Here is a 26,053-nt window from a genome sequence, read left to right as displayed (position 1 = left end):
GTTTGGTAAAACGGCAACCGCGTCAGCGCCGGGCCGTCCGTCGCCGCGGTCTACGACGCTTCGGGCTGACAGCAGGCGGCTTCCGGGGAAACATCGACCGTTCCGGATGACAGCGGCCGGCCGTCCTGCCACCCTTCCTCCGTACGTTCGAACGATGCGCCGGAGGATCGATGAGAACAGCCACCCGCTGGAGAACAGGCCGCACTGCCGTCACCGCCGTGGGGGTGATCCTGGCGATGCTGGTCACGGCCCTGACAGCGGGTACACCGAGCGCCTCGGCGGCGAGCGGTGAGGCGATCGTCGGCGTCGCCTCCGGACGCTGCCTCGACGTGACCGGCAATGTCGAGACCGCGAAGACGGGAGTCAACCTCTTCGACTGTCAGGGACAGGCGAACCAGGGGTGGACCTTCACCCCGGCCGGCGAGTTGCGGGTCTTCGACGGCCGGATGTGCCTCGACGTGGAGGGGCAGAAGACCACCGCTCCGGCGCGGGCCCAGATCTTCGGCTGCACCGGCCAGGCGAACCAGAAGTGGCGGATCACCGCCGCCGGCACGATCGTCGGGATCCAGTCCGGTCTCTGCCTGGACGTGGACCAGGCCGGAACGGCCAACAGCGTCCCGGTGAACCTGTGGACCTGCAACGGGCAGGACAACCAGAAGTGGCGGACCACCCTCGGCGGGGCCGACACCCAGCCGCCCACCGTGCCGGGACGACCGCGGGTGAGCGACCTGACCTGTGACGCGGTCACCCTCGCCTGGGACGCGTCGACCGACAACGTGGGCGTGGCGTTCTACGACATCTATCACGACGGTCAGCAGATGACCTCGGTGAGCGGCACCACGCTGTCCACCCGGCTGACGGTTGTGCCCGGCGCCCAGTGGGGCCTGTACGTCAACGCCCGGGACTCGGCCGGCAACGTCTCCCAGGCCAGCACGACCGTGCCGATCACCGCGCCGCAGTGTCAGCCCGACACGCAGGCGCCGACCGCGCCGCGGGACCTCGCGGCGGCGGTCAGCGGCACCGCCGTGACGCTGCGGTGGACCGCAGCCACGGACAACGTCGGTGTCCGCGCGTACGAGATCTCCCGCGACGGCACCCGGGTCGCGACGGTCAGCGGCTCCCCGCCGGCGACGACCTTCATCGACAGCGGGCTGCGCGGCGCCACCGCGTACCGGTATCAGGTGCTGGCCCGTGACGCTCAGAACAACGCCTCGGGACTCAGCAACGCCGTCAGCGTGACGACCGGCGCCGCCTGTTCGACCGCGATCTGCCAGGTGACCGAGGTGTATCGGGACACGGACATCCCGTGGGGCCTGGTCGCCCTGGCGGACGGCACGGTCCTCTACAACCGCCGGGACGCCCACGACATCGTCCGCCTCGACCCGGCCACCGGCACCCGTACGACTCTCGGCTCCGTACCCGGTGTGGAGAGCACCGACGGCGAGGGTGGGCTGATGGGCCTGGCCGTCGCGCCGACCTTCGAGACCGACCACTGGCTCTACATCATGCACACGTCGCCGACGGACAACCGGATCGTCCGGATCAAGCTCGAGGGCGGCCGTCTCGACCTGACCACCCGGCAGACCTTGCTGACCGGCATCCTGCGCAACAAGTTCCACGACGGTGGCCGGCTCCGCTTCGGCCCGGACGGCAAGCTCTACGCCGCCACCGGTGACGCGCAGAACGGCGACTACGCCCAGAACCGCGACAGCCTCAACGGCAAGATCCTGCGGCTGAACCCGGACGGCAGCGTGCCCTCCGACAACCCGTTCGGCAACTACGTCTGGAGCTACGGTCACCGCAACCCGCAGGGGATCGCCTTCGACGCCAACGGGCGGCTGTGGGAGCAGGAGTTCGGCAATTCCGTCATGGACGAGACGAACCTGATCACCAGGGGCGGCAACTACGGCTGGCCGGCCTGCGAGGGCACCTCCGGCACGTGCGGCGTCTCCGGCTACATCGCTCCGAAACAGACCTACAGCACCGCGAACGGCTCCTGCTCCGGCCTCACCGTGGTCGGGAACGCCGTCTACATCGCCTGCGCCCGGGGCGAGCGTCTGAACCGGCTGACGATCACCGCGAACGGTGACCTGACCGGGCTCCAGTCGTACCTCACCGGTCAGTACGGCCGCTTTCGTACGGTGGAGCCGGCGCGCGACGGCGGCCTGTGGCTGACCACCACGAACGGCGGCGACAAGGACAGCGTCCCCAACAACACCGACGGCCGGGTCCTGCACGTCACGCTGGGCTGAGCCGCCACCATCGTGGTCCTCGGCCCGGCCGCGTCGGGCAGTCTGAACATGCGGGGACGGTGGCTGGGCTACCGTCTCCGTATCGCGGACGTCGCGAACAGCTCAAGGAGACATCATGACTGATTCCCCCGCCGACGCCGGATCCGAGCCGGAAGCCGAGGAGACCCCCGAGCCCTTCGCCAACCGGGCCGCGCGCCGGGCCAAGGGCAAGGCGTCGGGCAAGCCCGCCCAGGGCTCCGGCGGGCAACGTCAGCTCCGTTCCGGCAACGTCCAGAGCCCTCGTCAGTACGGCAACCGGCGCAGCGGCTGAGCACCGGACGCGACGTCGCCACAGCCGCCGCGCCGCAGCTCAGGCTGAGGCGCGGCGGTTCGGCTCAGAAGGCCCGGCCGGAGATTTCGTCGAGCGCGGCGGTCTCGTCGGCGGTCAACTCGAGCGTCGCCGAGGCGAGCAGCGCCGGCAGCTGCTCGACGGTGCGGGCGCTCGCGATCGGGGCGGCAACCCCCGGCCGCGTACGCAACCAGGCGAGCGCCACCGACGCGGGCTCGACGCCGTGGGCGTCGGCGACGTCGCTCAGCACCTTGATCACGGCCAGGCCGTCCTCGGTCAGGTAGGCCCGGGCACCCCCGCCGCGGGATCCGTGGCTGAGGTCCTCGGTCGTCCGGTACTTACCGGTGAGGAAGCCGCTCGCCAGCGCGTAGTAGGGCAGCACGGCCAGGTTCTCGTCGGTCGCGACCGGGGCGATGTTCTGCTCGTAGGCCCGACGGGCGACCAGGTTGTAGTGCGGCTGTACAGCGACAGGCAGCACAAAGCCGTTGCGCCGCGCGACCTCGAACCACTCCCGGATCCGGTCGGCGGTGTAGTTCGAGACGCCGACGGCCCGTACCTTGCCCGCCTTGACCAGGGCGTCGAAGGCGCCGGCGGTCTCCTCGAGCGGGGTGTTCTCATCGTCGTAGTGCGCGTAGTACAGGTCGATGTAATCCGTCCGGAGACGGGTGAGCGACGCGTCGGCGGCGGCCGCGACGGTGGCCGCGGACAGTCCCCGGAACTGCGGGTGCTGGCTGACCTTGGTGGCCAGAACGACGCGGTCACGGTGCCCGCGGGCCGCCAGCCAGGTGCCGATGATCGTCTCGGACTCGCCCCCGGAGTTGCCCGGCACCCAGGCCGAATAGCCGTCCGCGGTGTCGAGGAAGTTGCCCCCGCCCTCGGTGTAGGCGTCCAGAACCCGGTGCGAGGTCGCTTCGTCGCTGGTCCAGCCGAAGACGTTGCCGCCGAGGTTGAGCGGGAACACCTCGATGCCGCTGCTGCCCAGAGTGCTCATGGTGACCTCTCGCCGGTGTCTGACGAGTCGGATACCCGCTCTCCGGAGGTTGTCACGCGGCTTACCGGCCGGCGCGGCCGAGGGCCGAGGGAAGGCGGGCGGTCAGTCGAGCAGGCCGACCACGTAGCGCGCGCAACCCCACGAGATGCTCACGCCCGAGCCGCCGTGCCCGTAGTTGTGCAGCACCACGGTGCCGTCGCCGTTGAGGCTCGCGCGTTCGGCCCGGACCCGGTCGCGGGCCGGACGGATGCCTACGCGGTGGGCCAGGACCTTGGCGTCCCGCACGCTCGGCTCGATCTCGGCGCACCGGGCGATGATGCCCTCCGCCACCGCCTCGTCGGGCGCGAGATCCCAGCGTTCCTCGTCGGCGGTGCCGCCCAGCACGACCACATCACGGTGCGGAAGGAGGTAGGTCAGTTCGCGATCCGTTTTGGAATGCTCGGCCACGAAGCGCGTGATGCCCGGATTGCTGACGACGACGAGCTCGCCGCGAATGGGGTGCAGCGCCGGATCCGGCACTAACTCCCGTGCTCCCATGCCGGTGCAATTGGCGACCACGGAAGCGGCCGAGGCCGGTTCCTCCAGTGTGGAGATGCGCCGTTGCTCGACGGTTCCGCCGTACTTCTCGACCAGAACGTTCTGCAGATAGCGCAAATAGAGCGGCATGTCGACGAGAGGGACCGTGTAGCTCCAGCCGCTCACGAAACCGGCCGGCAGTTCCGGTCGCTCGCACTGCCGGAAGCTGGGCACCTTGGTCGCCCCGTCGGGCGGCTGAGCTGGGCCCCGGCAGACTTGGAGCCCGGGGACCATCGTCACGCCGGTTTCCTGGTCGCGGTCGTGGGCCAGGGTTTCCAGCTCGACGAACGTCTGCTCGGCCCACGTCGAGGTGCGATCGTCGTCGACCAGGAACGGCGAATAGATGGCGCCGGCGGCGTAGGACGTCGTATCGGTCGCCTGGTCGGCTGCCCAGACCCGTACCGAGTAGCCCGTCTCGGCCAGACACAAGGCTGTGGTCAGGCCGGATACGCCACCGCCGACCACAATGGCGTCCCGGGAGCGGCGATTCATGAGCTGAGCGTAACGGCATACCCCGGCATCCGTGAATATCCGGAACCCGTCGCACGCTCATGATGATCAATGCGTCAGTGGCGCCTGCCCCCTACTTGGCGTGTCCCAGCGCTAAAATCATGCCGTCGTATCCGGCTCGCAGCGTCCACGTGTTGGCTTTGTCGGGAACGTTGTCGCCGTTGATGAACTGCCCCCGCTGGTCGACCGCCACGCATCGGTGATCGCGAGCGGCGCCGCTGAGATAGTCGCTGATGTCGCTCTCGTCGATCTGGAACGCCGGGAATTTCTGGTCGCCCACGACGTAGCCATCCGAGTTGCGCATGAAGGCGGCCGCGAAGGGAGCGCCGGGCGCCAGGCTGGCGAGGAACGCGTCGAGGGCTCCGTAGAACTGCTCGGCGTTGTCGGTGATCGACTCGGCCACGAAGAACATCGTTCCGACGTGGTAGCGCTCTTCCTGCTCGGGCAGGGTGAAAAGGCTGCCCTGCCGCACTTTCGCGGTGCGCGCGAGCCGACGTCGGACATTGGCGCCGAACTTCGCATACTCCGGCTTTTCGCGTAGCAGGCGCCAGAACTGATTCCAGTGCGACGAATAGCCCTGCACCTCGTTATGCAGCCACTCGCAATTCTTGGCGCCGTACTCCATAAGCGTGATCTCGTCGCACAGCGGAAGCATAGCCAGTGTCGGATAGAGATTGGCGCCGGCGCCGACATCGATGCCCAGACGCTTCATGTCGGTACGAGGCGACTCGGCGCCGAAGAATTCCCGGAGCAGTTCGAGGAAGCGCCGGTCGTCGGCCCGGAAGAAGGCGTAGTTTTGCCTCCAGTACAGCTCGGGTTGGAAGGCGTCCCAGTTCAGAGCCATGGTGACCGCAGGCGGGTCGGCGATCTGCGCCACCGTGCCGTGCTGCGTCGCCTGATCATACCTTCGAAACCTAGGCCAACCTTCGAACAACTCCATTCAACAACTTTACGGGAAACGATGTGATCGTCGGCTGCCTTTACGAGGGTGGCCGAACGGATCAGCCGGACCGCCGCAGGGTCGGCATGCGGTCGGGCTCCGCGTCCGGGAGCCGGCTGAGGGTCTGCCCGGCAAGCAGGCTGAGCCGGACGTCCGCGGTGTCCGCGGCCAACGCAGCGAGCTGCCGCCAGGTGCGGCTGTCGGCGCGGAAGTGCTCCGCCAGGAGCCGTACCGCCGCCTCGCGGACCGACCAGTCCGGGTCGTGCAGACCGGCGGTCAGGGCCTCACGTACACCCCTCCGATGGGTGAACTTCCGCACCAGGAGACTCAGGGCTTCCCGCCGGACGAGAGTCTCCTCATCGCGGCGGGCCGCGCGCAGAAGCGTGGTGAACGACTCCCGCTCATGCGCGTAGCACTCTCCTAGTACCCGCATCGCGGCCAGCTGAACGCTGGGATCGGCACCTTCGGCCCGCTCGATCAGAGCGGTCACCTGCTCGGCCGACGCGTCCGGGTCCTCCTCGGCCGACGCGGCCAGCGCGGTACCGGCGGTCTCGACCACGTCGGCGTCCAGGTCGTCGCGGACCAGCCTGATCAGCACCTCACGGACCTCGGCGTCGTCGGCGTACAGCCGGCCCAGGAACCGGGCGGCCGCGGAACGGACGTGGGCGGTGCTGTCCTCGCCGGCTCGCCGGATCAGGGCGGCCCGTCCGGCGCCGCCGGCCCCGAGCCAGTCGCTGACCGCCTCGGCCGCGCAGGCGAAGACCCGGCCGCTCTTGTCGTTGTGCACCCGGTCGATCAGGGTTGCCGACGCGGTGTCGACGACGTCGTCGAGCTGGGCCAGCACCTGGGCGGCGGCCAGGCGTACGTCGCGGTTGTGGTCGTTGCGGCACCGGTCGGCGATCAGCTGCTGGGCCGCGCTGTTACCGCCGTGCCGTTCGGCCAGCACCCGGACGGCCTGTTCCCGCAGCGGCGCTTCGATGTCCTCCACGGCGACGCGGCTCAGCAGTGCGTGGGCGCCCGCGCCCTCCCACCGGGCCGCGACAAGCCCGTTCAGGGCGGCGCCACGCACCGTCCTGTCCCGGTCCTCGATCGCTCGGCTTTCGAGCGCGGTGAGGATCGCGTCGTCGTCGCCCGGCGCCCACCGGACCAGAGCGGTGACCGCGGCCAGCCGGACGTCGGCGTCGCTGTCCGACGCGGCCCGCTCCAAGGTGGCGGCCCGCGTCTCCGGGTCGTCGGGGAACTGCTCGGTAAGTGCCTGCACAGCGGCGAGGCGGATGTCCTCGTTCGGGTCCTGGGACAGTCGTGAGATGAGCTTGGTGCGGGCGGTCCGCCGTTCCGACTCGAGCGCGCGGGACAGGAAGCAGCGGGCCGTCTCGCGCAGAGCCGCCGCGTCCTTCTCGTCGGTCAGGGCGGCCAGCAGCAGATCGACCACCGCTCGATCACCGGACCACCGCTCGCCGAGCAGCCCCACGGCCGCCCGCCGCACCGCCCCCTCGGCGTCGTCCCCGGCCCGCACCATGAGCAACAACCACACGTCGTCGCGGGTGTCGAACTGGTCGACCAGGGCCTGCGCGGCCGCGGTCACCACATCGGCGTCCGGATCCTCCTCGAGCACCTCGAGCAGGACGTCCTTGAGCTCCGCGTCACTCGGGAACCGCCGGGCCAGGAGCTGTACGGCCTCGCGGCGCACGGCGGCGGCCGGATCGTCGATCGCGCGACCGCTCAGCAGGGCACGGACCCGGGGCGATGGTTCGTGCCGCTCGCCCAGCGCTCGCACCGCCGCCTGCCGGACCCCGCCGGACGGGTCCTGCACCGCCCGCTCGATCAGAACCTGAGCGAGCCCGTCGTCGACGCCGAAACGTTCACCGAGCGCCTGCACGGCGGCGAGGCGTACGGCCTTGTGCCGGTCGGCCGAGACGCGGCGGATGAGCAGCTCGCGGGCCGGGGACTCGGCCGGTCGGGGCCCGGCCAGGTCGGCCAGGCCGACGACGGCCGCGTAGGCCGCCCGGTGGTCGCCGATCTGGGCCAGCTCGCCGTCGAAGAGCTCCTCGAGGTGATCGGCGGGCACGGCCAGGATGGCCGCGAGCTGGGCGGCCAGGCTCATCGTCGGACTCCAGACCAGCCGTACGCCGCGACGTCTGTACCACTTGAGGTATTTCTGCCGGCCCGGCCACCGAGCCCCGATCGACCGGGCGGCGGGCAGGATCTCGTCGGCCAGCAGAGCGGCCAGATCGGGGTCGTGGCGGCCGGCGCTGTGCTCCAGCAGGAGGATGACCTTCTTGAGCACCGCCTCGGCCGGGCCGGCCAGCGCGCCGTGCAGGGTCTTGGCCTCACCCAGGCACTGCACGGCGAGGGCCAGGTTCCACGGCAGCGGGCTGAACCGGCCCGGCGGCCACTCGGTGTTGATCTCATCGACCAGGAGCCTGACCACCTCGGCGGTGTGCGCCTCGTGCAGCGAGCTGACCACCAGCCGCAGCACCTCGCGCCACGAGGGGTCGGCCCAGTGGTCGAGGAACTGGCGGCTGATCTCCGGCATCCGCCACTGCTGATCGTGCTGGAACTTGGCGACAATCGCCTCGGCGCAGAAGTACTCCAGGAACGTGCGGTGCACGAAGCCGTAGATGTCCAGGCCGTAGCGGCTCAGGATGAAGTTGCGGGAGCGGAACTGCTCGATCATCTTCCGGGCCGCGGGCCGAGCGTCCCGGACGCGCATGTCGTAACGACTGCGCAGGTAGCTCTCGAAGACCTTCTGCAGATCGACCTGCTCGATGTAGTTGGCGCTGAGCGTGCGGTCCGACGATTGCATGTGGAAGGCGAGCTGCCGGAGCAAAGCCTTCTTGTCCTCGAGGTCGATGTAGTCGGGCTGGTTGGGCAGGCCGACCTGCCGGTGCACGTCCCAGCTCTCGACCAGCACAGTGGTCGCGTGGTCGTAGAGGGCGCGGCGGTCGCGGGGCAGCACCCGATGCCGCCCGATGATGGCCAGGATGGTCAGCAACAACGGGTTGCCGGCGAGCTCGCGCAGGGCCGGTGACTGTCGCATCGCCTCGACCAGCCGGTTGCGGACCCGGTCGACGTCGGCCGGGTCGGCGCTTTCCGGCGACCGGCCAGGATACCACCGCCGCAGGAACTCGTCGATCTGATCCTGGTCGAGATCCTGCAAGGTGTAGTGGTCGAATTTCGCCTCGGTGAAGACGCGCCGGGAGTAGCCGACAATGCGCGAGGTGACGACGACCCGGATGCCCGGGTTGCGCGCCCGGAACTCGACGATCCGTTCCGCGATCTCGGTGCGGTCACCCTGGTCGAACACCTCGTCGAGGCCGTCGAAGATGAACAGGGCCCGGCCGCCGGACTGCAGATAGTTCTCCAGGGCGCCGCGCTCGAGGCCGAGCCCGTCGGTGCGGCTGCGGTGATCGAGGTAGCCGAGAAAGTCGGAGCATCGCTTCTCGGCGGCCAGGGTGACGTACGCCCGCAGTTCGATCAGGACCGGCACGTGCTCGGCGAGATCGGCCGGGAGCCGGCGGCTGCGGCCGTCGGTGAGGCTCAGGGCCAGATAGCGCGACACCGTCGACTTGCCCGAACCCGGATCGCCGAGCACGACGGTCGCCCGCTCGCCGGGTGCGGCGATCACGTCGAACAGCCGTTGGAGCGGCCGGGCCCGGTACGACTGGTGCAGGTTGGCCAGCTCGATCGGGTCGACGGGGCCGGGCACGTCGCCCGGGTCGAGCTCACCGCGATCGCGCAGCCGCTCGAGCCACTCCCGCGGCAGCTCGGCCGGTGGCGGATCGGCCCGCACGTGCGGCTCGACGAAGACCGAGGTCAGCTTGACGTGCAGGTATTCCTCGGTGGGCGGGGTCAGCGACTCGAGGTCGAGGCCCCCGTAGGCCAGCGCGAGACGGTCGTAGTACCGGCGCAGGCGCTCGACGCTGAGGGTCTCTTTCGGGGGCTGCACCGACCGCTCGTCGCGCAGGTTGCCGATCGCCGCGGCGGCCACGCTCTGCAGGTCGGCCGGGCCGGTGAAGAAGCTGACCATGTGCTCGTGCTTGAGCTCGGCGCGCAGAGCCTCGATCCGCTTCCCGGGCCGGCCGACGTCGATCACGGGTTTGGGCCAGGGCGCGTCGTCGTCCAGCAGGAAGATCAGGCACGGGATGCCCCGCTGCCGGGCCTCGCGGTATTCGAGTTCGGTGATCGACTTGTCGTGCCCCTGGGGGACGAAGCCGTAACGCCACGCGAAGATGCCGATATAGAGATCGCATTTGGCCACGTCGGCCAGACATTTGTCGAGCGGGCGGGCGTTGTCGGCGGTGTAGTCCTCCATCGCGATGAGCTCGACCGACTGGCGGGCCAGGGCCATGCGGACCGCGGCGCGGCAATCTCGCAGGTCAGAGTAGGTGGAGGACAGGTAAGCCCGAGTCATCACCCGCCCCCATGCCGAACGCGCTCGTCTGGTAACTCAACGTACCAGGCGAAGGCAATTGATCAGCGTCGAAGAACGACATGACCCGGCGGGTGGTTGTGAAAAGACCGGGCAATGCGATGGAATCGCCATAACAGATGATCGGAGAGGGGATTGGTGAGTGCCGCACCGGCGCGCGCCGGCGTGCTGACCTTCGGCGAGATCCACACCGGACTCCTGCAGAACTCGGCCGCGTTGTCGAGCGACCGTGTCTCCGCCCTCCTGGACCTTGTCGTCGGCGAACGCGTACGCCGCTTCGAGCGTCCGATAGCCCATGCCGTGTCGCCGGACCAGCTGACCGGTGTGGACTGTCTGCTGCCCTCGTCCTCGCGTCGCAGCACCCGCAGCATCGGCACGGTCACCAGCCACTTCTCCGTGACCGGCGGCCATCTGGTGCAGGGTTCGGCCTACACGACGGTCGGCCCGGCCCATCAGCACGGACTGCGCCTGCCCTGGTCGCACTACCTGGCCCGGCCGGGCACCGTGGAGCCGATCGGGCGGGTGAAGCCGCTCGACGTCGCCGAGGGCTTTCTGGAGGGCGTCCGGACAGCCGCCACGATCGACGTCGGGGCGATCAGCAGCCGCGGCATCGACACGATCCAGGCGTCGCGGGTGCTCGACCGCCGGCGGCCGTTCACCAGCAGCCGGACGGTCATGCGGTGGGCTGTGCTGCCGGCCCCCGCCGGCTCCAACAGCGCGTCGTTCAGCATCGAGTCGAAGACGGTCCGTACGCTCCTGATCCACCTCGGCCACGGGACCGGCGGCCCGGCTCCCGTCCAGGCCATCCTGACGCTGTGCGAGGAGCTCGCCCTGCACGACTGGCTCCTGACGACCGTGCTGACCCTGCTCGACCGCAGTCTCGACGCGCCGGCCGGCCGATCCGACTCCACCTGGCTGCGGCTCGCCGTGGAGTTCCTGCTGCATCTGTGGATGCCCGGCGCCCGTCTCGACCCGGCGCTGCTGCCTCTGTCGGAAAGCCTGGACGGCCGGGCCAAACTCTCCGAGCAGTGGCGGACCTCGGTCGGCCGGATCCGCGACCACCTCAACCTGCGCACCATGGCGCTGCTGGAGGCGGCGAGGGCGCCGGAGGGGACGGCCATCCCCAGGGAACAGGCGACGTTCACGTCGGCCCGACCGGGCCCGCCCCCAGCGGCGGCCTGAGCGGTCAGTCGCGGTCGGCCACGAAGAGGTATTCGATGCGCTGCCACAACTCGGCGGGCAGGGGCATGCCCTCGCGTTCACTGCGGGAGCGGACCTGGTCGGTGATCACCTGCTCGACGTTGACCTGTTGCAGGATGGTGCGGACCGCATGTTCGACGTTGAGGAACCGGTTGCCCAGCACCGAGAAGGTGGAGTAGGCGCTGAACGCCTCGGCCCGGGGATTGACCTGCACGATCGCCGGGAGACGGTCCCACTCCTCGGGGAACCGCTCCATCGTGACCGGCGCGGCGACCACGCCGCCGTGGTGCCGGATCAGGCCGAGCCGGAGCAACTGCCAGATCGCCGCGAGGTAGGGGCACGACCACGTCCGGGCGCCGGCCTCCTCGTCCCAGAGCTGGACGTCGACGAAGATCGAGTGGCTGTTCAGGGCGCCGTTCTCGGCCGGCGGGTGCCATTGCCGGCTGGGAGCGGCCATCGCTTGACCACTGGAGACCTCCGGCCCGCGCCGGCCGTTGCACAGCCACCCGCTCACCGTCACCGGCGGCCGGACGCCGGTGCTGTCCGGTGACGGGTCGGGGACGATCCGGCTGAGGACGAGGTCGGCCAGGGGAACGCCGTCGGCCACGGCGCAGCCGGACTCGCGGGCGATGTAGTCGATGGTGATGTTCTGGGTCTCGGCTGCCTTGATCAGCTGAGGCAGCACCTCGGCCGGCGAGCTGAACCGCGCGAAGTAGTCGTCGACCAGGAAGCAGGTGCTGATGCGGGGCCGCCCGCGCGGCACCCGCTGACGCAGGATGCTCGAAGCCGCCTCGATCCACGGAATGATCCGCTCGAAGTAGCGGGCCAGGCTCTCCGGGCCGTTCCGGAACTCCTCGGAGTAGAGATGGCCCAGCTCGATCGAGAGGTGGGACAGGGGAGTCGATTGCGCGCGGCGCTGTGCCACCGACTCGGTGGCGTCCACTGACCAGGGACTCGTCATTGCGGCTCCCAGGCTGAGTCGTCCACGATCTTCTTGGCCAGGGTCTCGAACGCGTCCCTGGTCGCCTCGTTGGCGATGCCCCGCATCAGCACATCGCCGTCGGAGATGAGCTGCTCGCGCCACTGCAGGACCGGGTCGAGGGGCACCGAGCCCAGCTGGAGCGAGCGCCCGACCCGCAGCTGGCCGGCCAGCTCCTTGAGGTTGGCGTCACAGGCCCGCAGCCAGGCGACCTGCTGCGGTTGCAGCCCGGACAGCTCGGTCGAATCCGGATCGACGACCGCCGTGTGAACGAACCGGAGCGACTCCTTGAGATCGCGGGCGACGTGACCGAGGTGCGTGCCGGTGTTGAGGATGCCGCTGTCGCCGTAGACCAGGCCGGACGCCGCGATCACGTGCTGCCGGGTCCAGCGGTGGTAGATCAGCCAGCGGCACTTGACGGCCTGCAGCGAAGGGTGGGCTGTGGCCGCCAGCACCATCTCGAGCGCGTGCGACCGGCCGGCGCTCAGGTCGACCAGGCAGAGGTCGAACTCCTCGTCCAGCCGGAGGAAGAGCGCCCGGCACCGCTCGATCATCTCGTTGGTGGCCGCGAACTCCCCGCCGTCGACGTCGCCCGGCATCAACACCATCCGGCCGGCGCCGCCCGGACGGCCGCGCAGCTCCCGGCGGTCGGACTCCTCCCAGATCTCCAACCGCTGCGGCTCGGCCGCGAGCCCCTGGAAATAGGAATGCAGTCCGGACGCGCCCTTGATGCCGCGTTCGGCGGAGACCAGGTCGAAGACGGCGCCGGAGGTCGGCGAGCCGAAGTCGAAGTCGAGGTAGCAGACGTCGTTGCCCTGCAGCGCGCTGCGATAGACCACGTTGCTGCTGGTCACCGAGCGGCCGGTGCCGCCCTTGTCGGACGCGGCGAAGATGAGCACGGGTCAGACCTCCGTGGCGAGGTCGTCCCGGGCGGCTTCGAGCCGATCGAGCTCCCGCAGGATGTCGATGGCCAGTGCGGCCGCGGTGCCCGGACGCTCGGCCAAGATCTCCCGGGCCCGGCGCAGCGTGCTCTCGACCTTCTGCAAGGTGTTGCGGAGCTGGGGGCCGCCCTCGGCGCTGCCGCTGAGTAGCTCGCGGTCGTAGATCTGTTCCGCCTCGCGCAGCAGGTCGACCGCGTACTGCGTCAGGCCATCGTCGCGGGTGGGCGGCTGATCGAGCACTTTGGCCACCGCCACCAGCGCCTCGACGACACGCTCGGTGTAATACCAGGACGCGCCCCGCTCGGCGTGGGCCGCCTCGGGGAAGACCTCGGCCAGGTCGGAGAAGACCCGGAACGGGTCGTCCCACAGCCCGGCGCCGTCGCCCCGGCCCAGCCGCCGCCGGGCGAGGTGGTCCCACACCTCGTCACCCAGGTCGAGCAGGCGCGACCGTTCGTCCGGGTCGTTGATGAGGTTGGCGACGTTGGCCGACCGGAGCAGGAGCAAGGCCGCGAATTCCGGCACCGACCAGGCCAGCAGCGGTCGTTTCTCGTCGGTGTCGAGCGCCGGCTCGTCGCTGCCGACCAGAGCCAGCCGTACGCCCGGGTAGTGCATGACCAGGTTGGGGTCGTTTGCGACGGCGCGGCTGGTGATGCGGGCGCGCTCGGCCAGGGTGGCGAGGACGCGGCCGACCCGGGCGAGCTCGGCGTCGCTGCCCCGGAGCTGCTCCAGCCCCTTCACCGCGAGGGCCGTCACCTGAAGCGTGAAGTAGTCCGACTGTTCCCCGTTGGTGGTGCGCCACGGGATGTTCTCCAGCGGCCACTTGCCGCCCTCGCCGAAGGTCGCGACCGTCGCCCAGTAGGTGCGGGTCAGGTCGGACCGGAGCTGGAGCGCACGGGCCAGGCGCTGCTGTTCCTCGTTGAGCAGGCCCAGGATGCGGGTGCGCTCGGAGAACAGGTCCTCGACCGCGTTCAGCGCGATGACCGTGAAGTAGAGATAGGGCTGGTCCTGGCCGACGCCGAGCTCCTGCTCGCCGATCTTCTCCGACGTCTCGACCTGGGGAGCGTCCCGGACCACGGTCCACGACCAGCCGCACTCGAAGAGCCGGTCCGGCAGTTCCAGGTCGGAGGTCTGACCGGAGCCGATGAGCACCTCGCGGAAGCTGGCGATCGTCTGCCGGAGCTTGTTGTGCAACTGGGCGACCACCGACCGCCGGGGCAGACCGTTCTGGTTGACGGTCGTGCAGAGCCGGTTGCCCTCGTCGGAGTCGACGGCGAAGACGTTCACCGAGAAGCTGCGCAGCAGGCCGACCATGGCCGCGCTGAGCCGGACGCTGGCCGCCGCCTCGAGCTGACCGATGGCCGCGCGCACGTCCTCGCGCGTCACCGAGCGGCGATAGACCCGGACGAAACCCAGAGTGGCCAGCGAGAGCGTGATCGAGAGCGCGTAGGAGTCGACTATCGGCAACGTCGTCAGCTCTGCGGGGGCCGTCTTGTCGGCGTCCTCGGTGTCGAGCAGCTCGTAGTAGCCGCCGCCCGAGAAAATCGGGGCGCCTTCCTCGGTGTACCGCTCGAAATAGTCGTTCAGGATCTTGGTGACGATGCGCGGGATATCGGTCGCGGTTCCCATCCGGCGCAGCGCATGAACCATTCGGTCGGCTGTCTGATCGGGACGGTCCAGGTTGAACGTCTCGATCTGGGTGGCCGGGAGAAGCAGGCACAGCAACTGCTCGGCATCGCTGATCGAGTTGCCGCCGAGTCGTCCGCCGGAGACCCACTCGCCATTTCTCCAGGAGGATCGTGCGATGGCCTCCCAGATGTCCAGCAACTGCTGGCGTGGCTGAACCCGCATAGCCTCGAACCCCGTCCACGACTCGACTGCCGCGGCCGGGCGGGCCCGACGAGCGGCCTCTGGCGGCCAGTGAACCTAGCGTAGTCGACTGATGCCGGTCTGCTGCCGGGTGATTTTTCGCTGTGCTCCGCTTCGGCACCGTCCTGCCGAGCGGCTCGGGCAGCGAGCTGGTCAGGAGCCGGCGTGATTCATTCGACGTGAGTTGACTTCTACAAGCGAATAAAAGAAAGTGAGCCTCAGTGTAGTAAGGGTTGGCTTACCTGAGGAGTTCGATGACGGCCATCTACCTGATCGGGCTGCGTGAGGGGCTCGAGATCACGCTCGTGGTCTCGATCCTCGTGGCGTTCCTCGTCAAGTCGGATCGCAAGCCGCTCCTCCGATGGGTCTGGGCCGGTGTCGCCGTGGCCGCGGTCCTGTCGATCGGGTTCGCGGCGCTGCTGCAGTTCGGGGTCGCCCGGCTCTCGTTCACGCACCAGGAGCTGTTCGAGGCGGTCGCCTCGATCGTCGCCGTCACCTTCGTGACCTGGATGATCTTCTGGATGCGGCGGATGGCCCGGCACATGGGCCGCGAGCTGCGCGGCCGGATGGAGGACGCGATCGGGGTGGGGCCGCTCGCCATCGTCGGCGTCGCGTTCCTCGCCGTGGTCCGTGAGGGGCTCGAGACCTCGATCCTGTTCTACGCCGCCGCGCAGGGCACCACCGACAGCGTGCGCCCGCTGATCGGCGTCTCACTGGGCCTGCTCACCGCGGTCGCGCTCGGCTGGCTCCTCTATCTCAGCGCCCTGCGGATCAACCTGAGCCGCTTCTTCACCTGGACCGGGGCCCTGCTCGTGCTCGTGGCGGCCGGGATCCTCAAGTACGGCGTCCACGACCTGCAGGAGGCCGGCATCCTGCCCGGCCTCAACACCACGGCCTTCGACGTCAGCGCGTCCTGGCCGCCCGGGGCCTGGTACGCCGAACTGCTGCGCGGCATGGTCAATTTCACGCCCGCGCCCACCGTCATCGAGACGATCGCCTGGCTCGCGTACGGCATCCCGGTCCTGGTGATCTTCCTGTGGCCGAGCCGGCCGAAGCGGTCGGAAACGCCCGATCGTGCCCCGGAGCCCGCGCCGGCTCCCGCCACTTCCTGACCCGCCCCCGGGCGCACCGCCGCGCACGTCACCGGAACACCTGATCGCTGAAATGACATAGGAGACCCGTTGCGTACCCCTCGCCTGCTCGCCCTCGTCGCCGCCACCGCGGCGGCCGTCCCGCTCGCCGCCTGCGGTGGCAACGAAGGGTCGGACGCCGCGTCGAGCGACAAGATCACCGTCGACGCCTCGGACACCGAGTGCAAGGTCGCGTCGTCCGAGTCGGACGCCGGCACGGTCAAGTTCGCCGTGGCCAACAAGGGCAACAAGGTGACCGAGTTCTACGTCTACGCCCCCGGTGACCGGGTGATGGGCGAGGTCGAGAACATCGCGCCCGGCCTGTCGCGCGAGCTGATCGTGGAGCTCTCCGCCGGCACGTACGAGACCGCCTGCAAGCCCGGCATGATCGGCAAGGGCATCCGCAACGGCTTCAAGGTCAGTGGTTCGGCCGCGCCGCTCACCGAGGACGCCAAGCTGGCCCAGGCCACGGCCGACTACCAGCGGTACGTGAAGAGCCAGACCGGCGCGCTGATCGACAAGACCACCGAGTTCGTGAACGCGGTCAAGGGCGGCGACGCCGAGAAGGCCAAGGCGCTGTTCCCGGTCGCGCGCACCTACTGGGAGCGCATCGAGCCGGTCGCGGAGATCTTCGGCGACCTCGACCCCAAGATCGACGGACGCGAGGGCGACCAGGAGCCGGGCCAGGAGTTCACCGGGTTCCACCGCATCGAGAAGGACCTGTGGGTCACCAAGGACATCAGCAAGTCCGGCCCGATGGCCGACGAGCTGCTGGTGAACGTGCAGAAGATCGTCGACGAGGCCAACAAGGCCACGCTCTCGCCGGTGCAGCTGGCCAACGGGGCCAAGGAACTGCTCGACGAGGTGGCCACCGGCAAGATCACCGGCGAGGAGGACCGCTACTCGCACACCGACCTGTGGGACTTCGCGGCCAACGTGGAGGGTTCCCAGGCGGCGATCGCGGCGCTGCGCCCGGCGCTCGAGGAGAAGGACGCCGCACTGGTCAAGACGCTGGACCAGCGGTTCGCGTCGACCGAGGCGGCGCTCGAGAAGCACCGTGACGGGGACGGCTGGAAGCTGCACAACGAGCTCGGCCAGGCCGACCTCAAGGTGCTCAGCGACGAGATCAACGCGCTGGCCGAGCCGATCAGCAAGGTCGCCGGGCTGGTCGCCGGCAAGTAGGTGGGGACGCCGGGCCCGTCGTGGGCCCGGCTCCATCGGCGTACGTCGGAAAGGGTCTGAGGAGAATGCAGCGGCGCAAGGTGATCGGACTGGCCGGCGCGGGCGTGATCGGCGCGGCCACGGCCGGCGCGGTGGCGATGCGCGGAGGCGGCGGCGAACCGGCCGCGGCGAGCCCGGCGACGGCCTTCTACGGCGAGCGGCAGGCCGGCATCGTCACGCCCGCCCAGGACAGACTGCACTTCGTCGCGTTCGACGTGATCACCAAGGACCGCGCGGCGCTGGTCGGCATGCTCGAGTCGTGGACGGCCGCGGCGGCCCGGATGACCGCGGGGCTCGAGGCCGGGACGATGGGCGCGATCGGCGGCATCCCCGAGGCGCCGCCCGACGACACGGGCGAGGCGCTCGGCCTGCCGGCGGCGGATCTCACGCTGACCATCGGCTTCGGGCCGAGCCTGTTCCAGAACGCCCGCTTCGGGCTGGCCGGCAAGAAGCCCGACGCGCTGGCCGAGCTGCCCAAGTTCCCCGGCGACACGATCGACCCGAAGATCTCGGGTGGCGACATCTGCATCCAGGCCTGCGCCAACGACCCTCAAGTGGCGGTGCACGCCATCCGCAACCTGGCGCGGATCGGCATGGGCGTGGTGAGCGTCCGGTGGTCGCAGCTCGGCTTCGGGCGTACGTCGTCGACCTCGACCGCGCAGGCCACCCCGCGCAACCTCTTCGGCTTCAAGGACGGCACCGCGAACCTCAAGGCCGAGGAGCCCGCGCTGCTCGACGAGCACCTGTGGGTCCGTGAGGGCGACGGACCGGGCTGGATGACCGGCGGGTCCTACCTGGTCACTCGCAAGATCCGCATGATCGTCGAGACCTGGGACCGGACGTCGCTGGTCGAGCAGGAGACGATCGTCGGGCGCAACAAGGGCGAGGGCGCCCCGCTGAGCGGCTCGGCCGAGTTCGACGAGCCCGACTTCGCGGCGGTGGACGGCGAGGGCCAGCCGTTGATCGCCAAGGTCGCGCACGTACGGCTGGCCCACCCGAGCGAGAACGGCGGCGCGCGCATGCTGCGGCGCGGGTACAACTTCGTCGACGGCTCCGACGGGCTGGGCCGGCTCGACGCCGGGCTGTTCTTCATCTCGTACCAGAGGGATCCTCGCCGTCAGTTCGTGCCCGTCCAGGAGAAGCTCGCGCGCCACGACGTCCTGAACGAATACATCCGGCACGTGTCGAGCGGCGTCTTCGCGTGCCCGCCGGGGCTGCGGGCGGCCGACGACTTCTGGGGCCGCTCGCTGTTCGCGTAGAGCTCGTCGCATGGCGCCGCGGTGCACCGGGCTCAGGTGCACAGGACCTCACAGGAATCGATAGGGTCGCTTGGTGATCACGCCGACGGGGGGTGGCCGGCGCCGGCCCGGCCAGCTGGAGATCGAGATCATGACGGTCCTCGACTCCGCGGTCCGGCCGCTGACGCCGGGCGAGGTCCGCGACCGCCTCGAGCCGGCCGGTTCGATCTCCTACAGCACCGTTGTGACGACTCTCACGCGCCTTTTCGACAAGGGCGCGGTGGCCCGTCATCGGGACGGAAGAGCTTTCCGGTACGGGGCCTTGAGCGCCCCCGCCGGTCTCGTCGCCGACCGGATGAGCCGCCTGATGGAGGTAGAACCCGACAGGGCAACCGTTTTGCGCCGATTCGTGAGCAACCTCAGCCCCGACGACGAGCGTCTGCTGCGGGAACTTCTGGAGCAGGATCCCCCGGGCGACTGAAACCCCCGGGTGACGTCCTTTCCTGAGGGCATGCCGAAAACGGGATGCTGCCGGAAACCAAGCAATGGCAGCATGGACGCTTCTGTGCGCGTGGGGGTTCGAGAAAGCGCGCGGCCTGAACAAGGCAGAAATTGGGGGAGTTCTCTCGTGACCGACCAAACCGCCGCGCCTCCGGCCAAGCTCGACGCCGCGGTGCTCAAGATCGCCGGGGTGGTGGTGCTCGGGGCGATCATGTCGATCCTCGACATCACCGTCGTGAGCGTCGCCCTACCGACCTTCCAGACCGAGTTCAACGCGACGTACGCCCAGGTCGCCTGGACGATGACCGGGTACACCCTGGCGCTGGCCACGGTGATCCCGCTGAGCGGCTGGGCCGCCGACCGGTTCGGCACCAAGCGGCTCTACATGATGGCTCTGCTGCTGTTCACGCTCGGCTCGGTGCTCTGCGCCACCGCCGGCTCGATCGAGCAGCTGGTCACGTACCGCGTCCTGCAGGGACTCGGCGGCGGCATGCTGATGCCGATCGGCATGACGATCATGACCCGCGCGGCCGGCCCGGAGCGGATCGGCCGGCTGATGGCCGTGCTGGGCGTCCCGATGCTGCTCGGCCCGATCGGCGGCCCGATCCTGGGCGGCTGGCTGATCGAGGTGGCCAGCTGGCACTGGGTCTTCCTGATCAACCTGCCGATCGGCGCGGCCGCGCTCGTCTACGCGTACTTCGCGCTGCCCAAGGACGAGGCCCACCCGGCCGAGCGGTTCGACTTCGTCGGCATGCTGATGCTCTCGCCGGGGCTGGCCCTGTTCCTGTACGGCGTCTCGTCGCTGCCCGAGACGGGCACGATCACGGCGACCAAGGTGTGGGTGACCATGCTGGTCGGCGCGCTGCTGGTGATCGGCTTCGTGTTCTACTCGTTCAAGCCGAAGCACCCGCTGCTCGACCTGCGGCTGCTGCGCAACCGCAACCTGTCGGTCGCCACCGTCTCGCTGTTCGTCTTCGTGATCGCGTTCATGGGCGCCGGGCTGCTGTTCCCCAGCTACTTCCTGCAGATCCGGGGTGAGGGAACGCTCGACGCCGGTCTGCTGATGGCGCCGCAGGGCATCGGCGCGGTGCTGACCATGCCGATCGCCGGCATGCTGGCCGACAAGATCCCGGTCGGCCGCACGGTGCCGTTCGCGATGGCGCTGATCGCCGTCGGCTTCTTCGGCTTCACCCAGGTCGACACCGACACGTCGTACCTGTTCCTGTGCGGATCGCTGTTCGTGATGGGTCTCGGCATGGGCGGCACGATGATGCCGATCATGACCTCGGCGCTGCGGACGCTGCAGCCGGTCGAGGTGGCTCGCGGGTCCACGCTGGTCAACATCCTCCAGCAGATCGGCGGCTCGATCGGCACGGCCATCATGTCCGTGATCCTGACCAGCCAGCTGAACGGCTCCACTCCGGTGCCGGGGCTGAACAACCCGCAGACCGGCGAGCCGATCACCGAGGCCGGTGCGGCGATCGCGAGCCAGCAGGGAGCCCAGATCCCGCTTCCTCCGGAGATCCTCGCGCGAGGTCTGCAGTTCGCGGCCGACTCGTTCGCGACCACGTTCTGGGTCGGCTTCGGTCTGGTGCTGGCGACGTTCATCCCGATCGCGTTCCTGCCGCGCAAGCGCCGTCAGGGCGCCGCGCCCGGCGCGCCGGGCGAACCCGCCGTCGACACGCCGATCATGATGCACTGATCTTCCGGCGCTGCGAACGCCCCGTCCCCGCTGATCGAGCGGAGGCGGGGCGTTCGTCCTTTTTGCTGGGACGAGTTCCACCGTTTTTGCCGGACAAAGGTCAACAATCCTGCGAGACTGAGCCGGCTGACCGCGCCGGTGAGAAACGTTCGGCAAGCGTGGCCAAAAACGATCGATCAGGCTTTGTCCACTCGGCATTCACCTGGCCCAATGCTTAACCGTTACCCGATCGAGAATCGATCGTCATGCAGACTCCATAGCCTCCGGCGGGTCACCTTGTTTCGGAGGAAAATTTTCCATGCATCGATATCTGCGCCGGGGTCCGTCCGCGGCCGCGTTACGAGCGATCGGCGCGGCGGCCCTCGCCACCGCCGTCGGCTTGAGCCTGGCCGGACCGGCCGTGGCCGCCGAGCCCGGCGACCCATTCCTCAGTGAGATCCACTACGACAACGCCGGCGCCGACAGCGGCGAGGCCGTCGAGGTGCAGGCCCCGTCCGGCTTCGACCTGACCGGCTGGCAGATCGTCCTCTACAACGGCAGCGGCGGCGCGGTCTACAACACGGCAACGCTCAGCGGCGCTGTGCCGGCGGCCGGTGTGGTCGTGCAGACGTACCCGGCCAACGGCCTCCAGAACGGCTCGCCCGACGGGGTCGCCCTGGTGAAGCCGGACGGCTCGGTCGCCGAGTTCGTCAGCTACGAGGGCGTGCTGACCGCCTCCGGCGGGCCGGCCTCCGGGCGGGCCAGCGTGGACCTCGGAGTTGCCGAGCTCGACTCGACGGCGGTGGGGTCCTCCCTGCAGAAGATCGACGGCACCTGGCGTGCCCCGGCCGCGGCCAGCTTCGGGACGATCAACTCGGCGACGCCCGAGGAGCCCGAGGAACCGCCGGCCGACTGCGCCGCGACCGTCACCCACACGATCGCCCAGGTGCAGGGCACCGGTGCCGGCACTCCGGTGGCCGGGGCCAAGGTCACCGTCGAGGGCGTCGTGACCGCGGACCACCGCACCGGCGGCTACAACGGCGTCTACGTGCAGACGGCAGGCACCGGTGGCGACCGCCCGGTCGCGTCCGGCACCGCCTCGGACGCGGTCTTCGTCTTCTTCGGCCCCAACCAGCCTTCGGTGGCGATCGGCGACCAGGTGCGCGTGACCGGCACGGTCAGCGAGTCCAACGGGCTCACCGAGATCACCACCGCGGCCAAGACCGACACCCAGGTCTGCGCGACGGGTGTCGCGCTGCCCGCCCCGGTGCCGCTGGGCCTGCCGCTCGACGACGCCGGCCGTGAGTCGGTCGAGTCGATGCTGGTGGCGCCGGTCGGCGCGTACACGGTCTCGGACGTCTACAACGCCAACCGGTTCGGCGAGATCATCCTGGCCGCCGGCAACGAGGTCGCGCGGATCCCGACCGACCTGGCCCGTCCCGGCTCGGCCGAGGCCGGCCAGATCAAGGCCGGCAACAAGGCCCGCCGCGTCCTGGTCGACGACGGCCGGACCACCAACCTCGCCACCGCCGGTCTGCCGCCGACCTACCTGACCAAGGACAACCCGGTCCGGGTGGGCGACACCGTGGAGAAGTTCGGCCCGAGCGTGCTGAGCTTCGGCTTCAGCGAGTGGCGCCTCCAGCCGACCGACCCGGCTTCGCTCCAGACGACGTTCAAGGACACCAACCCGCGTACGGCGGGTCCGGCCGACGTCGGTGGCGACCTGCGGGTGGCCAGCTTCAACGTGCTCAACTACTTCGTCCACTTCGGTGGCGAGGCGCGGGGCGCCACCGACGCCGCGGCGCTGGCCAAGCAGCAGGCCAAGATCGTTTCGGCGATCACCGCGCTGGACGCCGACGTGGTCGCGCTCATGGAGATCGAGAACTCGGTCCGCTTCGAGCCGAATGATCCTCAGGTCGCGCTGAAGACGCTGGTCGCGGCGCTGAACGCCGAGGACGGCGCGGGCACCTGGGATTACGTACGCTCGCCGGCCGACCTGCCGGCGGCGGCGCAGCAGGACTTCATCACGACGGCGATCATCTTCAAGCCGGCCGCGGTCACGCCGAAGGGCGCCGCCCGGTCGGTGAACGACGAGTCGGTGTGGGCGAACGCGCGCGAGCCGATCGCGCAGACCTTCACCGCCGGCTCGGCCACCTTCACCGTGGTCGCCAACCACCTCAAGTCCAAGAGCGCCTCGGTCGAGCCCACCGGTGACAACGTGGACACCGGTGACGGGCAGGGCGCGTACAACGGGGACCGCAAGCGGCAGGCCGCCGCGCTGGCCACCTTCGTTCAGCAGCTCAAGACCTCCAGCGGCAGCGACGAGGTCCTCCTGCTGGGCGACTTCAACGCGTACAGCCGGGAGGACCCGATCCAGGTCCTGGCCGACGCCGGTTACACCAACGTCGCCGACGCCGGCGACGCGTCGTACGTCTTCGGGGGCGAGTCCGGCTCGCTGGACCACGCCCTGGCCTCGGCCCCGCTCGCCTCGCGGGTGACCGGCGTGGACGTCTGGAACATCAACTCGGTCGAGTCGTTCGCCTACGAGTACGACGGCTACGCCCCGTTCTACGACGACGGCCCGTACCGGGCGAGCGACCACGACCCGGTGGTGGTCGGACTGTCGACCAAGGCCACCGGACCGGTCGACCTGCAGCTGCTGAGCATCAACGACTTCCACGGCCGGCTCGAGCAGCCGTCGGCCGGCAACGGCGGCGCGGCGCAGCTCGTCGGGATGGTGAACCAGCTGCGCGCGGCCAACCCGAACACGGCGTGGATCTCGGCCGGCGACAACATCGGCGCGTCCACCTTCATCTCGGCGATCGACGGCGACAACCCCACGATCGACGCGCTCAACGCCGGCGGCCTGGCCGTCTCGGCAGTCGGCAACCACGAGTTCGACAAGGGACTGGCCGACCTGCAGGGCCGGGTGTCGTCACGGGCCGAGTTCCCCTTCCTGGCCGCCAACGTCTACAAGAACGGCGAGCGGGTGCTGCCCGGCTACAGCGTGCAGGCGCTGGGCGGAGTCCAGGTCGGCTACATCGGCGTGGTCACCGAGCAGACCGCGTCGCTGGTCAGCCCGGACGGCATCGCCGGGGTCGAGTTCCGTGACCCGGTGGCCGAGGCGAACACCCTGGCCACGCAGCTCTCCGACGGCAACGCGGCCAACGGCGAGGCCGACGTCCTGGTGCTGCTGGCCCACGAGGGCGCGGCCACCGAGAACATCGGCTCCGCGGCCGCGCTGCAGGCCGACCCGGTCTTCGGCGACTTCACCCGGGTGAGCGCCGAGATCGACGCCATCTTCAGCGGGCACACCCACCAGCCGTACGCGTTCGAGGTTCCCGTCCCCGGCACCGACCGGACCCGTCCGGTGATCCAGGCCGAGGACTACGGACTGCGGCTGGGCAAGGCCGTGCTGACCTACGACCCGGCGACCAAGTCGGTCACGAAGTCGACGGCCGAACTGCTCGACGTCAACGGCTACCCGGCCGACGCCGAGGTCGCGGCCATCGTGGCCAAGGCCAAGGAGACCGCCAGCGAGCTCGGCAAGCAGCCGCTCGGCAAGATCACGGCGGACGTCAAGCGGGCCTACAGCGCCGCCGGGGCCGAGGACCGGGGCGCCGAGTCGGTGCTGGGCAACTTCATCGCCGACGTGCAGCTCGACCAGACCAGCGCGCCGGGCCGCGGAGGCGCTCAGATCGCCTTCATGAACCCGGGCGGACTGCGGGCCGACCTGCTCTACCGCACCGACGGCACGGTGACCTACGCCGACGCCTTCGCGGTGCAGCCGTTCGCCAACGACGTGGTCACCCAGACCCTGACCGGCGCGCAGATCAAGCAGGTGCTCGAGGAGCAGTGGCAGCCGGACGGGGCGTCCCGGCCGGTGCTGCACCTGGGCTCGTCCAAGGGGCTCACCTACTCGTACGACGTCAGCCAGCCCCGGGGCTCGCGCATCATCGCGTCGACCCTCAAGCTGAACGGCGCCGTGCTGAGCCCGACGGGCACCTACCGCGTGACGTCGAACTCGTTCCTGGCCGCGGGAGGCGACAACTTCCGGACGCTCGGCGAGGGCAACAACCGCGTCACGACCGGCGACAACGACCTCACGATGCTGGTCAACTACTTCGCCGCCAACTCCCCCATCACGGCCGACGCCACCCCGCGCAGCACTGCCGGGGTCGCCGACAGCACGCCGCCGACCGGGTCGTACAAGCTCGGGACGACGGCATTGTGGCCGGGCCAGGCCGCGACGCTGACGCAGGTCGCGGTGGCCGACGATGTGGCCAAGCGGGTGGTCGACTGGGGTGACGGCTCCGCGCCGGTCACGCTGACCGCCGGCACCGCGACCCACACGTACGCCGCCCCCGGCTCGTACACGGTGTCGGTGCAACTGACCGACCAGGCCGGCAACACCGCAGCGGCCACGTTCGAAGGCGCCGCGGTCGTCACGGTCAAGCCGCAGCCGGGCAAGTACGTGCTCGAGCCCAAGTCGATCTGGGCCTCGCAGTTCGTCGTCCTGGCCGTGAGCAAGGTGGACGGCGCCGGCAAGCTCGTCGTCGACTGGGGTGACGGCGCGACCGCCACCATGTCGGCGAACGGCGCGCTGGTCGCCCACACCTATCCCCGGGCCGGCACGTACGCGGTCAAGGTGACGCCGTACAACGCGGCGGGCGCCGGGCAGGCCGTCACGGCCGGCTCGGTGAAGGTCACGGCCGACACGTACGCGCCGGTCGTGACGCTCGATGCGCCGCGAAACCCGGCGTCGGCGTCGTCGTGGCGCGCGGTGTCGGGCTTCGCCGCCGACAAGGGCGTGGGCGCCGACAAGGTCCAGGTCACGCTGATCCAGGAGCGGTCCGGCAAGTGGCACTTCTACGACGGCGGCAAGTGGGTCAAGGCGTCGTCGCAGGGCGACGCGGCGGCCCGGGCCAAGGTGCTGACCGACACGCCGTCGCTGCTGCTGGGCCGGTGGAGCGTCGCGGTGAAGGGCGTCGAGAAGGGCACCCTGAAGGTCACCTACAAGGCGACGGACCGCGCGGGTAACACCGCGTCGGCCCAGACCTACACGGTCAAGGTCACCAAGTAGTACGTGGTTCGCGTGAAGCCCCCGTCTCCGATCGTGGAGGTGGGGGCTTCACTGTGGACGCGGCCTCAGCGACTCTGGCACCTGCCTCTTGGTTTACGGGGTGCGCGGTCGTCGATCGCAACGTCCTTGGCGAACCTTCGGCTCGAGTTCGTCAGGCTCTCCGTGGATGGTTCGGGCGCTTCAC

General features: G+C 69.8%; 16 protein-coding genes. 9 read left to right on the top strand and 7 right to left on the bottom strand.

Annotated elements, in window-relative coordinates; translation table 11 throughout:
* Nucleotides 1-170 precede the first annotated feature (170 nt).
* Together HJC40_RS08970 and HJC40_RS08965 are read left to right on the top strand one after the other, a co-directional pair.
* Nucleotides 171-2,252 (top strand): PQQ-dependent sugar dehydrogenase, encoded by a 2,082-nt coding sequence (locus HJC40_RS08970; protein ID WP_250000190.1) that lies wholly within the window; start codon nucleotides 171-173, stop codon nucleotides 2,250-2,252.
* A gap of 115 nt (nucleotides 2,253-2,367) precedes the next feature.
* The gene (locus tag HJC40_RS08965) at nucleotides 2,368-2,562 is read left to right on the top strand and encodes a hypothetical protein (RefSeq protein WP_250000188.1); all 195 of its coding nucleotides are present in this window, start codon (nucleotides 2,368-2,370) and stop codon (nucleotides 2,560-2,562) included.
* Between the two features lie 64 nt (nucleotides 2,563-2,626).
* On the opposite strand, the gene HJC40_RS08960 is transcribed toward HJC40_RS08965, so the two are convergent.
* From HJC40_RS08960 to HJC40_RS08945, 4 genes are all read right to left on the bottom strand, one after another.
* Nucleotides 2,627-3,571 carry an aldo/keto reductase gene (locus HJC40_RS08960; protein ID WP_250000185.1) on the bottom strand — a complete coding sequence of 315 codons (945 nt, stop codon included), beginning with the start codon at nucleotides 3,569-3,571 and terminating at the stop codon, nucleotides 2,627-2,629.
* Between the two features lie 102 nt (nucleotides 3,572-3,673).
* Nucleotides 3,674-4,639, bottom strand: a complete 966-nt coding sequence (locus HJC40_RS08955; protein ID WP_250000183.1) for an FAD-dependent oxidoreductase — start codon at nucleotides 4,637-4,639, stop codon at nucleotides 3,674-3,676.
* Between the two features lie 91 nt (nucleotides 4,640-4,730).
* Nucleotides 4,731-5,597: an SCO2525 family SAM-dependent methyltransferase gene (locus HJC40_RS08950; RefSeq protein WP_250000181.1), complete on the bottom strand. Its 867-nt coding sequence runs from the start codon at nucleotides 5,595-5,597 to the stop codon at nucleotides 4,731-4,733.
* Between the two features lie 61 nt (nucleotides 5,598-5,658).
* Nucleotides 5,659-10,011 carry a HEAT repeat domain-containing protein gene (locus tag HJC40_RS08945; RefSeq protein WP_250000179.1) on the bottom strand — a complete coding sequence of 1,451 codons (4,353 nt, stop codon included), beginning with the start codon at nucleotides 10,009-10,011 and terminating at the stop codon, nucleotides 5,659-5,661.
* Nucleotides 10,012-10,167: 156 nt separating this feature from the next.
* Here HJC40_RS08945 and HJC40_RS08940 point away from each other — a divergent pair, with 156 nt between their 5' ends.
* On the top strand, nucleotides 10,168-11,211 hold the full coding sequence (locus HJC40_RS08940) for an SCO2521 family protein (RefSeq protein WP_250000176.1): 1,044 nt from the start codon (nucleotides 10,168-10,170) through the stop codon (nucleotides 11,209-11,211).
* Between the two features lie 4 nt (nucleotides 11,212-11,215).
* Here HJC40_RS08940 and HJC40_RS08935 read toward each other — a convergent pair whose 3' ends face one another.
* Genes HJC40_RS08935 through HJC40_RS08925 form a run of 3 tightly spaced genes read right to left on the bottom strand, consistent with a single transcriptional unit; the run spans nucleotide 11,216 to nucleotide 14,997 of the window.
* Nucleotides 11,216-12,190, bottom strand: a complete 975-nt coding sequence (locus HJC40_RS08935; RefSeq protein ID WP_250000174.1) for an SCO2522 family protein — start codon at nucleotides 12,188-12,190, stop codon at nucleotides 11,216-11,218.
* Nucleotides 12,187-13,107 (bottom strand): SCO2523 family variant P-loop protein, encoded by a 921-nt coding sequence (locus tag HJC40_RS08930; RefSeq protein WP_250000172.1) that lies wholly within the window; start codon nucleotides 13,105-13,107, stop codon nucleotides 12,187-12,189. Before HJC40_RS08930 ends, HJC40_RS08935 begins: the two co-directional genes overlap by 4 nt.
* 3 nt (nucleotides 13,108-13,110) lie before the next feature.
* The gene (locus tag HJC40_RS08925) at nucleotides 13,111-14,997 is read right to left on the bottom strand and encodes an SCO2524 family protein (RefSeq protein ID WP_250000170.1); all 1,887 of its coding nucleotides are present in this window, start codon (nucleotides 14,995-14,997) and stop codon (nucleotides 13,111-13,113) included.
* 272 nt (nucleotides 14,998-15,269) lie between these two features.
* Here HJC40_RS08925 and efeU point away from each other — a divergent pair, with 272 nt between their 5' ends.
* The 6 genes from efeU to HJC40_RS08895 all read left to right on the top strand — a co-directional run bounded on the left by efeU (nucleotide 15,270) and on the right by HJC40_RS08895 (nucleotide 25,869).
* Nucleotides 15,270-16,127: an iron uptake transporter permease EfeU gene (gene efeU / locus HJC40_RS08920; protein WP_250000168.1), complete on the top strand. Its 858-nt coding sequence runs from the start codon at nucleotides 15,270-15,272 to the stop codon at nucleotides 16,125-16,127.
* A gap of 69 nt (nucleotides 16,128-16,196) precedes the next feature.
* Nucleotides 16,197-17,327, top strand: a complete 1,131-nt coding sequence (gene efeO / locus HJC40_RS08915) for an iron uptake system protein EfeO (RefSeq protein ID WP_250000166.1) — start codon at nucleotides 16,197-16,199, stop codon at nucleotides 17,325-17,327.
* 65 nt (nucleotides 17,328-17,392) lie between these two features.
* Nucleotides 17,393-18,625 carry an iron uptake transporter deferrochelatase/peroxidase subunit gene (gene efeB, locus HJC40_RS08910; protein ID WP_250000164.1) on the top strand — a complete coding sequence of 411 codons (1,233 nt, stop codon included), beginning with the start codon at nucleotides 17,393-17,395 and terminating at the stop codon, nucleotides 18,623-18,625.
* 73 nt (nucleotides 18,626-18,698) lie between these two features.
* Nucleotides 18,699-19,085: a BlaI/MecI/CopY family transcriptional regulator gene (locus HJC40_RS08905; RefSeq protein ID WP_250000162.1), complete on the top strand. Its 387-nt coding sequence runs from the start codon at nucleotides 18,699-18,701 to the stop codon at nucleotides 19,083-19,085.
* Nucleotides 19,086-19,232: 147 nt separating this feature from the next.
* On the top strand, nucleotides 19,233-20,807 hold the full coding sequence (locus HJC40_RS08900; protein WP_250000160.1) for a DHA2 family efflux MFS transporter permease subunit: 1,575 nt from the start codon (nucleotides 19,233-19,235) through the stop codon (nucleotides 20,805-20,807).
* Between the two features lie 298 nt (nucleotides 20,808-21,105).
* Entirely contained in the window at nucleotides 21,106-25,869 is a 4,764-nt protein-coding gene (locus tag HJC40_RS08895) for an ExeM/NucH family extracellular endonuclease (protein WP_250000158.1), read from the top strand.
* Nucleotides 25,870-26,053 lie beyond the last annotated feature (184 nt).

The organism is Actinoplanes sp. M2I2 (assembly GCF_023544445.1).
Classification (GTDB): domain Bacteria; phylum Actinomycetota; class Actinomycetes; order Mycobacteriales; family Micromonosporaceae; genus Actinoplanes.
The sequence above is the reverse complement of the archived record's forward strand: the minus strand, read 5'-3'. Positions and strand labels throughout refer to the sequence as shown.

Coding starts and splice junctions, on each gene's coding strand:
- efeU (WP_250000168.1), top strand. CDS start 15,270: ATGACGGCCATCTACCTGATCGGGCTGCGTGAGGGGCTCGAGATCACG.
- HJC40_RS08895 (WP_250000158.1), top strand. CDS start 21,106: ATGCATCGATATCTGCGCCGGGGTCCGTCCGCGGCCGCGTTACGAGCG.
- HJC40_RS08935 (WP_250000174.1), bottom strand. CDS start 12,190: ATGACGAGTCCCTGGTCAGTGGACGCCACCGAGTCGGTGGCACAGCGC.
- efeB (WP_250000164.1), top strand. CDS start 17,393: ATGCAGCGGCGCAAGGTGATCGGACTGGCCGGCGCGGGCGTGATCGGC.
- HJC40_RS08965 (WP_250000188.1), top strand. CDS start 2,368: ATGACTGATTCCCCCGCCGACGCCGGATCCGAGCCGGAAGCCGAGGAG.
- HJC40_RS08950 (WP_250000181.1), bottom strand. CDS start 5,597: ATGGAGTTGTTCGAAGGTTGGCCTAGGTTTCGAAGGTATGATCAGGCG.
- HJC40_RS08955 (WP_250000183.1), bottom strand. CDS start 4,639: ATGAATCGCCGCTCCCGGGACGCCATTGTGGTCGGCGGTGGCGTATCC.
- HJC40_RS08925 (WP_250000170.1), bottom strand. CDS start 14,997: ATGCGGGTTCAGCCACGCCAGCAGTTGCTGGACATCTGGGAGGCCATC.
- HJC40_RS08945 (WP_250000179.1), bottom strand. CDS start 10,011: ATGACTCGGGCTTACCTGTCCTCCACCTACTCTGACCTGCGAGATTGC.
- HJC40_RS08970 (WP_250000190.1), top strand. CDS start 171: ATGAGAACAGCCACCCGCTGGAGAACAGGCCGCACTGCCGTCACCGCC.
- HJC40_RS08960 (WP_250000185.1), bottom strand. CDS start 3,571: ATGAGCACTCTGGGCAGCAGCGGCATCGAGGTGTTCCCGCTCAACCTC.